Raw genomic sequence first — 13,355 nt, forward strand, 5'->3', positions numbered from 1 at the left:
GACTAGTTAGTTGAAGTAGGTGAGGTGGATGGAAATGACAGATAATTCTTTAGATAAAACAGGCGCAAATATTTTAATTGAAGCATTACAAAAAAACGGTATTAATCGATTATATGGAATCGTTGGAATTCCGGTGACCGACTTAGCACGGCTCGCAGAACTGCGTGGAATGGAGTACTACGGCTTTAGGCGGGAAGATTCAGCAGTAAATGCGGCAGCTGCAGCAGGCTTTTTAACTCAAAAACCTGGAGTTGCATTGACGGTATCGGCCCCTGGCTTTTTAAATGGGTTAACAGCACTTGCTCAAGCAACAAAGAATTGTTTTCCTTTAATTATGATTTCAGGATCGTCTGCTAGAAGTGTTATTGACTTATCCCAAGGAGATTATGAAGGGCTCGATCAGTACAATATTGCTAAACCGTTTTGTAAGAAAGCATATCGGGTTGATCGTGCACAGGATATGGGACTGGCAGTAGCGCGTGCAATTCGGACTGCCGTTTCCGGTAGGCCAGGGGGAGTTTACCTCGATTTGCCAGCGGAAACGATTGCTCAAGAGAATACCGAAAGTGGGCAAATTACACCGGGAATATATCAACTGGTTGATCCCGCTCCCCAACAGTTACCTAGTGATGAAGCTATTTCTCGCGCGATTGCAATTATTACTGAAGCCAAAAAGCCATTAATAATTCTTGGCAAAGGGGCAGCTTATGCCCGAACAGAAAAACAGGTACAAAAACTGATTAATAAGACTGCTATCCCGTTTTTGCCAATGTCAATGGCTAAAGGATTAGTGCCAGATAACAATAAGTATTCAGCAGCGGCCGCACGCTCGTTATCGCTAAAGAATGCGGATGTTGTAATTGTAATTGGGGCACGTCTAAACTGGATGCTTTCTTATGGGGATGCCCCCTTATTTAATCCTCATGCCAAATTTGTTCAACTTGACATTGATGCTACTCAATTTGATTCAGCACAAAAAATTGATGCTCCACTTCAGGGCGATCTGTGTTCAATTCTTAATAAGCTGGTTCCTAAACTGATTGCTAGCGGTTATCGCGCCAGTTCTGAATGGCTTGCACAAATTAATGCAGACAAGATCAAAAACGATGCCAAGTTTGCTAAACGGATTAATAGCGGTAAAACTACCCCATTATTTGGTTATTATGGGGCGATTGAGCCGATTGCCGATTATTTTCAAGCTAATCCGGATACTTATTTGGTAAGCGAGGGGGCCAATACTCTTGATATTGGTCGAAATTTAATTGGTATGCAGTTGCCACGTCATCGGCTAGATACTGGGACGTGGGGTGTAATGGGAGTTGGCCTTGGGTATGCGATTGCCACAGCGATTGAGACCGGTAAACATGTAGTTGCTCTTGAAGGCGATAGTGCAGTTGGATTTGATGGAATGGAGATTGAAACAATATGTCGCTATCACTTGCCAATTACTGTTGTTGTTATTAATAATGGCGGAATTTATAACGGGATTGGTCAAGTTGTGCCTAATCAACTTGGTCCAACAACGCTTAATCCGACTGCAAGGTATGACCTGTTAGCTCAAGCATTTGGTGGAAATAATTATTTTGTAAGTAATTATGCTGACATGAAGGCCACTTTTAGCAAGGTTGTAGATTCAGGGAAACCAAGTGTTATTAATGTTCAGATTGCCCCATCAATGGGAAAAGAGTCGGGACATATTGGCAATCTAAATCCGCAATTAAATTTAGCACCATTAGAAAGAAAAGAAAGGACTGCTCATCATGAATAATAGTGCACCGTTAAAGGGAATTAAAGTTGTTGATTGGACGCAGGTTCAATCGGGACCTTCATGTACCCAATTATTAGCTTGGTTAGGGGCAGAAGTTATCAAAATCGAACGTACTAATACCGGTGATCCAACGCGGAATGAACTATTAGATATTAAAGATTCATGGAGTCTTTATTATTTACAGCTGAATGCAAATAAAAAGTCCTTAACGTTAGACATTAAAACCCCTGAAGGCAAGAAAATTATGTATGATTTGCTGAAAAAAGCAGATATTTTTGTTGAAAATATCAAACCTGGGGCAGCGACTAAGGCAGGCTTTGGTTGGGATAAGGTTCATCAGCTAAACCCTCGTTTAATTATGGCATCGTTAAAAGGGTTTAATAAGGGATCACGTTTTGCTAATGTAAAGGCTTTTGAACCAGTTGCCCAATCAGCTGGCGGTGCAGCTTCAGCAACTGGTTGGAATGAGGGTTCTGCTAATATCCCAACTCAATCAGCTGCTGCCTTAGGTGACTCTAATTCTGGCATGCATTTAACAATTGCCATTTTAGCAGCCCTCCTTCAACGAGAACACACTGGAGAAGGTACTTATGTTTATCAATCAATGCAAGATGCGGTGATTAACTTGTGTCGCATAAAATTACGTGACCAGCTTATTTTGGATAATCTCGGTGCGTTACCATACTATGCTGTCTATCCTAATTATCAGTGGGGCAAAGCAATTCCTCGTGCAGAAAATAGCGAAGGCGGTCAGGTTATTGGTTGGACCTATAAGGCAAAAGGCTGGGAAAATGATCCAAATGCTTATGTTTATATTGTTATTCAAAATAAAAATTCAAGCTGGGAAGCAATTGCTAATGTGATGGGGCATCCAGAATGGGCTACAGATGAGCGCTTTACGGATTGGCAACATCGTCAATTACACAAGCAAGAAATTTATCCCTTAATTGAGTCCTATACTAAACAATATGATAAGTATGAGTTAACTAAAAAATTAGGGGCGGCTGGTATTCCAGTTGGTCCAGTTCTTGATTGGCATGAATTGGCTAATGATCCTGATTTAAATAATGATGGAACGATTGTCGAGATTAATCAAGGAGGAAATAGGGGGACCTTTAAGACGGTCGGCATGCCGTTTACAATATCAAATTACCAGCCAACTTATAAACGAGCACCGGATTTAGGAGAAAATAACCAAGAAATATTATCTTCACTTGGTTATGATCCTCAACAAATTGCAGATCTTGTGGCAAAAGGCGTTATTTCTAAAGCAAAGACTCCGCATAATCCGCGAACAGAGGTTATTAAAGACGAATAAGGTTTAACTTAACACGGATGTAGTCGTGAAAATAAATTAATTAAATTATTATCATATAGTTCCTAAATATATTTATAACGTTATATTAGGAAGACACCGATAAAAAAAGCTGACAGCTAATGAAAAAATTTTTCCAGCTGTTAGCTTTTTTATTACAGATTTTTACCTCTTATAAAAATAAGATCTGTTGTTAATGTGATCAATTTAATTTTAAGCTGGTACAAGAAGTATATTTGTCATGTAGCCACTTATTTGCGCCAGCTATTAGGTCATTTTTATTGCCTGTTGAATAAAGGTCATATGTTGGAGCTTCATTACTTAACATATTATTTTGTTCTAGTAAAGACTGTATTTGAAGGACTGTCTCTTTTGCAGGATCGATTAAAGTTACCTTTTTTCCAATCTTATTTTGAATTTGTTTTTCTAAGAAAGGAAAATGGGTACACCCTAAAATTAAAGTATCAATAGGATTTTTATCAAAAATTGATAACTGTTCATTGACTGTTTGTTGAGCTTCAGGAGTTTCCGTAAGCCCGTGTTCAACTATTGCCACTAAAGGTTGTGTTGCCTTACTAATAACTTTAATTGTTGGGTCAATTTTATGAATTTCTCTTTCATAGGCGCCATCTTTTATTGTTGAATCAGTTCCAATAACTCCAATTACATTTGCGTGAGTTTTAACAGCGGCCTCTGCTCCTGGATGAATTACACCGATTACTGGAATTTTAAGTTGTTCTTTAACAGCTGGTAGAGCCGCTGCAGTTGCTGTATTGCAAGCGATAACCATTAATTTGACAGGTCGTTGCTCTAGATATTTGCTAATTTTTATAACAAACTTTCTGACTTCTGCCTGCGGCTTTGTTCCATACGGAAAGTGTCCTTCATCACCGACAAAAACTATTGACTCATTTGGTAATTTATTTTGAATCATTCTAACAACAGAGAGTCCACCAAGTCCTGAATCCATAACTCCAATTGGTAAATTATTCATCTGGATGATCTCCTTTTTTGTGATTTTCTTCGTCCAATAAACCAGTATGGTGCTTCTTGGTTATTTGGAAAATAATAAATGGGATAACTAATACGATAAGGAAACTTATGATTAAAATAGCCATGTAAATTCCGTGAGATGATGCTGGTAACGAAGTTGTTGGGAAAAACGAAATAATGAAGGCAAATAGGGTTACTAAAAGCCCACAAATAGCAATAATAGTTTTTCCAAAGGTACCACCGGGCACATTATAAGTTCGAGGCAAGTCTTTCTTTTTGTAAACTAAAACAAGATAACTAATAAAGAATAAGAAGTAAGCAACTAAGTAAATAACGACTGTTAGTCCCATTGCTGCGAAGAATGAAACATTACCGCCGCCACCGCCAAGTGTTAAGACCGCATCCCAGATTGATACAATAAGACCTTGAACAATAATTAAACGGACAGGAATATTATGTTTATTAGTTTTTTTAAAGTAACTTGGAATAATTCCCATTTTAGCAGTATCATAAATTGCTCGCGAAGGACCGGTAACCCATGAACTAATTTCAGCAATCACACCACAGGCAAGCATTAACCCTATAATCCGAGTAAGCCAACCTAATTCACCATGACTTAAATTGATAAATAGGTAATTAAATGCTTGAACTACCCCAGCACTTAGGGAAAGTTGATTTTGTGGAATCACAGCAGCAACTGTAAGACCGCCTAGTGTATCTAAGCAAATTGCCAAAATAACTAATATAAACATAACCAATGGGTAGTTTTTATTTGGATTTTTCAACTCATTAATATAGGAAGCAGAGGCTTCACCACCCATATACGCTAAAATAAACGATACAAAAACGACCAATGTATCAACTTTTGTAAAGTCGGGAACAAATTGATGAGGCGTGAAAGTAATTAATAATTTACCACCTACACATAGATACCAAATTGCTAGAATAAATAGTATGGCTGATGGAATCAGGATTCCGATTAAAAAGCCAAACTTTGCAATTTTCTGAGTATATTTTGTACCTCCAAATTGAGAAAATGTAACTAGCCAGAATATGATTAATACTCCCCAGAATTTAACCCAAGCATTATTGGTTAAAGCTGGCCAGCTAACTACAAAAGATAATGCTCCTAAAATAAAGTAAATCATTGTACAGAAATTTACAGTAATTTGAAACCATTGAAAAAAGATAGCCGCAAAGCCGAATCTCGTCCCAAGGGTGTGGCTGACCCAGCTAAATTCACCACCGCCATTATCATTCCATCCTTTAACAGTAGCCATTTCTGCTGCACATAACGCAACGGGAATAAACCAAAATAAACCTCCTAAAATCAGAAAGAATACTAGGTGGAGTTTAGAAGTTGCGAAAGTTGGGTATTCATAAACTGTTAAAACCATAGCTGCAGTAATGGAAAAGAACCCCCACATGGTAAGTGTTCTTTTGTTTTGTAAAGTATTCATGATAATTACAAACCTCCTTTTCAGCAGATGATATAAAAAAGTTCTACATAATTAAAAATCTTTTAGAAAGGCTTAACTATGTAGAACAAATGTAATCTTAAAAATTAATGGGTAAAGCCGTACTTTTTAAGTTCAGTTGTTTTGTGCCCAACTAAAATCGACTTATTTAACTCCTCAATATCTCGCTTCATGTCATCGATAAATTCATGGGCTCTGCTCATTCCAAAATCAGCTCGACATACGATTCGTTGTACTTCAACTGTATCGAGGTTTTGAGGAAGTGGATATGCAGGAACCTGCCAACCTTGCATCCGCAACCGATCAGCCAAATCGTATAATGACCAATTTTGTGCAGTTAGATCCTTCAATTTATAACAGATAATCGGGAGTTGGGAACCGTCATTGACCATTTCGAACATCCCCATCTTTTGAATTTCGGTTGCTAAATATACAGCGACATCGTGGGTTCGCTTTTGGATCTTCTTATAGCCGTCAAAACCAAAACGAACAAAATTATAATATTGACCAATAATTTGCGAGGCACTCCGTGAGAAGTTAATAGCCATTGTTGGTAATTCTCCGCCTAAATAGCTAACCTTAAAAATTAACTTATCAGGAACAAATTTCTTATCGCGCCAGAGAACCCAACCGATTCCAGGGTAAACTAAACCATATTTGTGACCTGAAGAATTAATCGAAACAACGTTTTTTAGTTGAAAATCCCATTTAATGTCTGGTTCCATAAATGGGGCATAGAAACCACCTGAAGCAGCATCAACATGAATATAAACTTTATAATCAGTTGTTTTATTATATTCTTCAACGAGGTCATTTAACTTTGCGATATCATCATAGCGACCAGTATAAGTAATTCCCATAATACCAACGATTCCAATAGTATATTCATCAACGTAGTCCATAACAGTATTCATATTAAGTGATTGATGTTCTTCATCCATTGGAACTGTTCGTAATTCTATATCAAAGTATGTTGCAAATTTTTCCCAACATACTTGATAACCAGATGAAATTACCAAATTCGGCTTATGAGCATTAATATCAAGACCTAATTTTTTGGCTCGTTCTCGCCAGGCAAATTTCATTGCAAGTCCACCAAGCATACAACCTTCAGAAGAACCAACTGTTGAAGTACCCATGTAGTTTTCATTCTTTTGCCCGTGCCATAAGTTAGCAATAATATTAACGCAACGATTTTCGAGTTCAGCAGTTCGTGGATATTCAGACTTATCGATGGCGTTTTTTTGCATTGTTTCGGCCATAATTTCAGTTGCTTTCGGTTCCATATATGTTTGGCAGAAAGTAGCTAGGTTTTCACGTGCATTACCTTCATCAATCAGTTGATCTTTTACGATTCGATAAGCCACTTCTGGAGAAACAGGTTCTTTGTTTAATTCGTATTTCGATAAAGCATGATCAGCAGTATAAGAACCAAAAATAGGATCTAATACATCATGTTTTTCTTCATCTTTTTTTCCATATAGTCCTGCCATGAAAGGTAGCCTCCTTAACTAATTTACTGGACGCTTCTTTTTGAATCATTAATAAAGAAGCGAAATAAATAGGCTATAATAATTCTCTTTTTTTATTGTTAAAATAGTAGAGGATAATCTTTCAGTACTGAAAAAATTGTTAAATAAATAATAATTATTATTTACATTTTCAACTATATGCTTTTTTTTTTTTTTTTTTTGCAATAATAATGCTATTAATAAAATTATATAAAAATAGGTAATTATGAATTTATAAATACATCCATAATTACCTAATGAAATTATATTATTATAAGTGAAAGGAGTTCTTTTGGGCACAAAAAAAGACCGGATAAAATCCGATCTTTTAACATAAGTAACCTTAAAGATTACTTGTTGTAGAATTCAACGATAAGAGCTTCATCAATATCAGCGTTCATATCTTCACGTGCTGGAATCCGGTTAAGCTTACCTTCAAGCTTGTCAGCATCAAAGTCAACGTATGAAGGACGTGAAACAACGGCTTCAACGGCGTTCTTGATAATGTCTAAGTTCTTAGACTTGTCACGAACAGCGATAACTTGACCAACCTTAACTTCGTACGATGGAATGTCAACACGCTTACCATCAACAGTGATGTGACCGTGGTTAACTAATTGACGAGCTTGACGACGAGTAGTAGCTAAGCCAAGACGGTAAACCATGTTATCAAGACGACGTTCAAGCAATGCCATGAAGTTGGCACCGTGAGTACCTTCCTTGATCTTACCGGCACGAACGAAAAGGTTTGAGAATTGACGTTCAGTCATACCGTACATAAAACGAAGCTTTTGCTTTTCACGTAATTGTGTACCGTATTCTGAAAGCTTACCGCGACGATCACGACCGTGGTCACCAGGAGCGTAAGCCCGACGTGCTAATTCTTTACCAGTACCTGAAAGTGATACGCCAAGACGACGTGAAACACGCCAACTTGGACCAGTGTAACGAGACATAAATAAATTCCTCCAATAATTTTAGTTGGAGTAAAATAATCCGATGTGAGCTTGGCATTCGTGCAGGCTGATTTGAATTTTTCACCCTAGCAGCCGAGTTACTAAAAACACCAATTGGCACCAGTCTGTTGACGAGCTTGCCCCTCACTGCTGCATTATTTTACACAAAAACTAGTGTACAACGAATTTATAGTATTAGTCAAGCATTTTCAAGAGCATCTGGGAAAATGCTTCTAATTCATTTGTTATTTCCTTATCAAAACGGTTTTTTATCGGCGAATCTAAGTCCAGTACACCGACTAATTGTGAGTCTTTGACTAGTGGGATAACTAATTCAGATTGAGCGGCACTATCACAGGCAATATATCCTTTAAATTGCTGGACATCATCAACGACAATTATTTTCTGCTTAACGGCACTTGTGCCACAAACACCGTTGCCGAGTTTGATATGCATACAGGCAACTTTCCCTTGAAATGGTCCGAGGACTAACTCGTTTTTTTCTTTGTCAAATAGGTAAAAGCCTGCCCAATTTATTTCTGCAAGGCTTTGCATAAGGAGGGCGCTAGCGTTAGCTAAGTTAGCAATTTTATTATGTTCACCAGTGAGGAGACTCGCTAGTTGGGCGGTCAATAATGAATTTTCTGACATATTTTTCCTTCTTTCTCAGCAGTAACGTTAAGGTATGCTATAATTTTGAATAGGATTATACGGCTAATTGTTATGCAATATCAATAAACAATAAAAAGTAGTAGGTGTAAAAAGTGGTTTTTCAAGTATTGATTGGTGTTTTAATCATTGTTGTCGCATTATTGGTCTGCGTCTATTGGTATCAACGACGCGTGGTCAAGCAGATTAATGACTTAATGGCTAGTGCGAAAAAGATCGCAGGCCAAAAAGTTGGCCAGCAAATAAAGGATGTAGAAGCGTTACAGTTAATTGGTGATGCTAAAAAACAATTTGAAACAATTAAAAATAAATATGAAAAGCAGGTCCAACCAGCAATCAACGACTTTAACAAAAAAGCCCCCCAACTTTTAGCAGATGCCCGGACGAGTAAATTATTAACAATAAATACACAAATTCGCGATGCACAAGCTGACCTAGCAAAATTGACAGCAACTATCCAACAAATGGACAAAGAACTCCAGCATTTGCGTCAACAGCAACATACCCATATGCAAGCAGTAGAACGGATTCGGTCTAAGTATCGTCAATTCCATCGTCATTTAAACGAAAAAAGTTTTGAATATGGCGATAGTGAGAAAAAATTGAATAATCAATTAGCTGAATTAGAAGCACAATTTGCTAAATTTACAGATCTAACTAATAAAGGTGATATTGAAGCGGCTCAGGAAATTCTTACTGATCTACAAAGTAAAAATGCGGCCTTTGAGAAAAAACTAACAGAAATTCCGAAGCTTTATAAACCAATTGCAACCGAATTTCCCGAGCAATTAGCTGAACTTAAAAATGGTTATGAGACGCTGGTAAAACAAAATTACCATTTTACAGAAAAAAATATTGAAAAGCAGATTGACCAATTAAAAGCAAAATTAGATGAAACGATTGGACAGCTTAATGATTTGCAATTAGATATTGTTAAACAGTCTAATAAGGACTTAAGTGAGCGAATTGATTATTTATATGGGGTAATGCAAAAAGAAATTGATGCTAAGGACGAAGCGATTCACCTAATTGACGTCATGAAAGAATTTACCCGTCATGCCCAGCGACAAAATGATGAGCTGGGGGTAGAGCTTGATCGGTTGAGTATCAATTATACTTTAACTAACCATGAGCAAGAAACTGTTCGTGAACTAAATGAGCAGATCAAAGCGATTATAAAACAGTACCGTGATGATGCGGAAGCAATTGCTAATAAGTCGGCCGTTTATAGCCAAGTGTTAGACCGCCAAAAGACCAATCAAAAGAATTTAACTGAGATTGAAAAAAGTCAGGAAAAACTTAACGATGAAGTTGCCAAGCTTCAAACTGACGAACAGCGCGCACGGCAAATGCTCCAGAAATATTCAGTTCAAATTCGGACAATTCATCGCCAAGTGGAGCAATTGAATTTGCCAGGGCTGCCTAAAGACTACCTTGATTACTTCTTTGGGGTAAGCGATGAAATTAAAAAACTGGCTGATGAGTTAAACGAGTATAAAATTAATATGGATGAAATTACCAAGCAGTTAATTATCGTTGAATCTGATATCGATACACTAAATGATAAGACTGACATATTACGTGATAGTGCAGAGCTAACAGAACGTTTTCAGCAATATGCCAACCGTTTTAGTGACAACGAGCGAATTGCGGCAGCTGCTAAAAAATCGCAGGACCTCTTTGATCAGTTCAATTACACCGCTAGTTTAGAAGCGATTGCGACGGTTTTAGAAGAGGTTGAACCCGGTAGTTATAAACGAATAGAAGATAGTTATTACCGTGAAATTGGTAAAGATTAATAACTTAAAGAGGTTGATGATTGTTATCAGCCTTTTTTTGTTAGTACGAATTAATAACTAATGCCGAATAAGTAATTTTCTGTTATAATATACAACCGTTTTAAGAAGAGTCGAAATCTTCAGCAGCGACCTATCCTCGACTGTTGAATCTTAATCAAAGCAATTGCTCATTTGTAATTGCCTTGTGTATTTATTTTAGGAAGGAAATCAGTATGATCTATTTTGATAACAGTGCAACGACAAAAATCCTGCCAGAAGTTTTGTCGACATATGATGCCGTTAGTCAAAAGATTTGGGGAAACCCAAGCAGTCTGCACAAGTTTGGTGAAAATGCTTGGAATCTTCAAGAACAGGCTCGCCAACAAATAGCAAAGTTGCTAGGGGTTAAGCCAAGTGAGATTGTTTTTACTAGTGGTGGTTCTGAGGGTGATAACTGGGTAATTAAAGGAACTGCAATGGCAAAACACCGCTTTGGTAAGCATATTATTACGACCAGTGTTGAACATGCTGCGGTAAAGAATGCAATGGCGCAATTAAAAGACCTTGGCTTTGAGATTACTTATCTTCCGGTTGATAAGGAAGGACGGATCAATCCTGCAGATGTCAAAGCAGCAATTCGGCCGGATACGATTTTAGTTTCAATTATGGCAGTTAATAATGAAATTGGAACGATTCAACCAATTAAAGCAGTTGGTGAAATTTTAAAGGATTATCCCAATATTCATTTTATGGTTGACGCGGTTCAAGCGATTGGCAAGGGGATTGACGATGCCGTCTTTAGTGATCGGGTTGATTTTGCTACGTTTTCTGGTCATAAATTTCATGCACCGCGGGGAACCGGCTTTATTTACTTTAAGAGTGGACGAAAATTAGAACCACTGATTGCTGGTGGCGGTCAAGAAAGAACATTGCGGAGCGGCACTGAAAACACGCCTGGTAATGTTGCATTGGCAAAGGCAATCCGCTTGGTAAAAGAAAACGAACAAACAGCCGTTAAACGTGAACAAGCGATTAAAGAACGAATCTATGATCATTTAAGTCAGTTTGACCATGTAAAACTAATCTCAGGAAGAAATGACGGCTTTGCCTCTCACATTTTATGTTTTGCGATTGTGGGAGTTCGGGGTGAAACGATTGTTCATGCATTTGAAGATCAGGATATCTACATCTCAACGACAAGTGCCTGTTCTTCTAAGAAGCATTCAGAAGCTGGAACGCTAGCGGCAATGAAGATTCCAGAAAATGTGGCAACCAGTGCAGTGCGTATTAGTCTTGGTGACCAAAATACATTAGCGGAAGCAGATCAGTTCAATAAAGTATTTGATGAACTTTATGCTGGTTTTAAGAAAATCATTGAATAATTTTGAAAGGAGGATGTAACGTGCAGTATACAGAAATTATGGTTCGGTATGGTGAGCTTTCAACAAAGGGTCATAATAAAAAATCTTTTATTGACCGCTTGGGGGTTAATGTACGCAAAGCCCTTCATAGTTTTGAGCAAGTTAAAGTTCATGCTCAACGAGATCGACTCCATGTTGAATTAAATGGGGCTGATTATGACTCGGTAATGAAACGATTGAAATTAGTATTTGGTATTCAAAACTTTTCACCATCAATTAAAGTTGATAAGTCGTTTGAAGCAACTGCTCAGGCAGCGGCACAAATGATTGCAGAACAAGTTAAAGGACCGATTACTTTTAAGGTTGAAACTCGCCGTTCTGACCACCATTTTGAATTGGATACCTTTGCGATGAATAATAAGCTAGGGGAATACTTATTAGAGAAATTCCCTGACAAGCTTAAAGTTGATGTCCACAACCCAGACTTAACGCTTCGGGTTGAGATTCGGCTTAATGGGATTTTCTTATCCAGCGAGACGATTAAGGGGGCAGGTGGTTTGCCCGTTGGAACCGCTGGTAAGGGAATGATGATGATGTCTGGTGGGATTGATTCACCGGTTGCAGCATACCTAGGAATGAAGCGTGGTGTTTCAATGGAAATGGTTCACTTCTTTAGTCCGCCATACACAAGTCCGCAAGCATTGGCAAAGGCAAAGCAATTAACAGAAAAGCTTGCTAAGTATAGTGGGAGTATCAGGTTTATCCAAGTACCGTTTGCTGAAATCCAAGAAACAGTAAAGGAAAAGGTTCCGGAAGGTTACTTAATGACGATTCAACGGCGGATGATGCTTCGATTAGCGGCCGCCTTAATGATTAAACGTCATGGCTTAGCAATCTTTAATGGTGAATCTCTTGGTCAAGTTGCATCGCAAACAATGGAAAGTATGCTTGCGATTAATGATGTAACATCTTATCCGGTTTTGCGACCAGTTTTGTCATTTGATAAGACTGAAATTATCAAAATTGCGCAAGACATTGATACCTACGAACTTTCAATTTTACCTTATGAAGATTGTTGTACGGTATTTACCCCGCCATCGCCTAAAACGCGGCCTAACGTTGACCGAGCCCGTGAGTATGAAAAGCGGCTCGATATCGAAGGATTAATGCAACGTGCCCTTGATGGGATTGAAATTACCGAGATTCATCCTGGTGATGATTACTTAAACCAGAACGAAGATGTCTTTGCTGAATTACTTTAAAATAAGGCTTGACGAGATTTGATAATTTAGCTATGATACAACTTAATAAGCATTGACCGAAAGAGTAATAAAGCGGTACTTCATCAGCGAAATCCTGATAGTGCAAGGGGATTAGTTAAACTTTATGAAGGTAGTTCGGGAGCTGATATACTGAAATTAAAGTAGGGATATCCGGTTCATTACCGTTATTAGATGATAGAGTGGGAGATAGTAAATAACTATGTCCAATTTAGGTGGTACCGCGATTAATTCGTCCTATCGATT

General features: G+C 37.9%; 10 protein-coding genes and 1 other annotated feature. Of the genes, 5 read left to right on the forward strand and 5 right to left on the reverse strand.

Annotated features, from left to right (window positions below; all coding sequences use genetic code 11):
• Window positions 1-34: 34 nt before the first annotated feature.
• Entirely contained in the window at window positions 35-1,768 is a 1,734-nt protein-coding gene (gene oxc, locus DTK66_RS04520) for an oxalyl-CoA decarboxylase (RefSeq protein WP_191667914.1), read from the forward strand.
• Window positions 1,761-3,086 (forward strand): formyl-CoA transferase, encoded by a 1,326-nt coding sequence (frc, locus tag DTK66_RS04525; protein ID WP_153931386.1) that lies wholly within the window; start codon window positions 1,761-1,763, stop codon window positions 3,084-3,086. Before oxc ends, frc begins: the two co-directional genes overlap by 8 nt.
• 199 nt (window positions 3,087-3,285) lie before the next feature.
• Here the strand turns inward: frc and murI are convergent, their stop codons facing one another.
• From murI to DTK66_RS04550, 5 genes are all read right to left on the reverse strand, one after another.
• Window positions 3,286-4,077, reverse strand: a complete 792-nt coding sequence (murI, locus tag DTK66_RS04530) for a glutamate racemase (protein ID WP_191667915.1) — start codon at window positions 4,075-4,077, stop codon at window positions 3,286-3,288.
• Window positions 4,070-5,536 (reverse strand): glutamate/gamma-aminobutyrate antiporter, encoded by a 1,467-nt coding sequence (gene gadC / locus DTK66_RS04535; protein ID WP_153930244.1) that lies wholly within the window; start codon window positions 5,534-5,536, stop codon window positions 4,070-4,072. Before gadC ends, murI begins: the two co-directional genes overlap by 8 nt.
• Before the next feature lie 104 nt (window positions 5,537-5,640).
• Window positions 5,641-7,047: a glutamate decarboxylase gene (gene gad, locus DTK66_RS04540; protein WP_153930243.1), complete on the reverse strand. Its 1,407-nt coding sequence runs from the start codon at window positions 7,045-7,047 to the stop codon at window positions 5,641-5,643.
• A 368-nt stretch (window positions 7,048-7,415) separates the two neighbouring features.
• Window positions 7,416-8,021, reverse strand: coding sequence for a 30S ribosomal protein S4 (gene rpsD / locus DTK66_RS04545; RefSeq protein WP_153710199.1), 606 nt, complete (start codon window positions 8,019-8,021; stop codon window positions 7,416-7,418).
• Window positions 8,022-8,216: 195 nt separating this feature from the next.
• Window positions 8,217-8,672 (reverse strand): GAF domain-containing protein, encoded by a 456-nt coding sequence (locus DTK66_RS04550; protein WP_191667916.1) that lies wholly within the window; start codon window positions 8,670-8,672, stop codon window positions 8,217-8,219.
• 113 nt (window positions 8,673-8,785) lie between these two features.
• Between DTK66_RS04550 and ezrA the strand changes: the two genes are divergently transcribed.
• From ezrA to thiI, 3 genes are all read left to right on the forward strand, one after another.
• Window positions 8,786-10,489 (forward strand): septation ring formation regulator EzrA, encoded by a 1,704-nt coding sequence (gene ezrA, locus DTK66_RS04555; RefSeq protein WP_191667917.1) that lies wholly within the window; start codon window positions 8,786-8,788, stop codon window positions 10,487-10,489.
• A 212-nt stretch (window positions 10,490-10,701) separates the two neighbouring features.
• Window positions 10,702-11,850, forward strand: a complete 1,149-nt coding sequence (locus tag DTK66_RS04560) for a cysteine desulfurase family protein (protein WP_191667918.1) — start codon at window positions 10,702-10,704, stop codon at window positions 11,848-11,850.
• Between the two features lie 20 nt (window positions 11,851-11,870).
• Window positions 11,871-13,091, forward strand: a complete 1,221-nt coding sequence (gene thiI / locus DTK66_RS04565) for a tRNA uracil 4-sulfurtransferase ThiI (protein WP_191667919.1) — start codon at window positions 11,871-11,873, stop codon at window positions 13,089-13,091.
• A 43-nt stretch (window positions 13,092-13,134) separates the two neighbouring features.
• Window positions 13,135-13,352: a binding site (T-box leader), on the forward strand.
• Window positions 13,353-13,355 lie beyond the last annotated feature (3 nt).

The sequence above is a fragment of the Limosilactobacillus walteri genome, from assembly GCF_014830205.1.
Taxonomy (GTDB): Bacteria; Bacillota; Bacilli; order Lactobacillales; family Lactobacillaceae; genus Limosilactobacillus; species Limosilactobacillus walteri.

Excerpts from the sequence above, each read along its gene's own strand:
- oxc (WP_191667914.1), top strand. The coding sequence starts at position 35 with ATGACAGATAATTCTTTAGATAAAACAGGCGCAAATATTTTAATTGAA.
- frc (WP_153931386.1), top strand. The coding sequence starts at position 1,761 with ATGAATAATAGTGCACCGTTAAAGGGAATTAAAGTTGTTGATTGGACG.
- murI (WP_191667915.1), bottom strand. The coding sequence starts at position 4,077 with ATGAATAATTTACCAATTGGAGTTATGGATTCAGGACTTGGTGGACTC.
- gadC (WP_153930244.1), bottom strand. The coding sequence starts at position 5,536 with ATGAATACTTTACAAAACAAAAGAACACTTACCATGTGGGGGTTCTTT.
- gad (WP_153930243.1), bottom strand. The coding sequence starts at position 7,047 with ATGGCAGGACTATATGGAAAAAAAGATGAAGAAAAACATGATGTATTA.
- rpsD (WP_153710199.1), bottom strand. The coding sequence starts at position 8,021 with ATGTCTCGTTACACTGGTCCAAGTTGGCGTGTTTCACGTCGTCTTGGC.
- DTK66_RS04550 (WP_191667916.1), bottom strand. The coding sequence starts at position 8,672 with ATGTCAGAAAATTCATTATTGACCGCCCAACTAGCGAGTCTCCTCACT.
- DTK66_RS04560 (WP_191667918.1), top strand. The coding sequence starts at position 10,702 with ATGATCTATTTTGATAACAGTGCAACGACAAAAATCCTGCCAGAAGTT.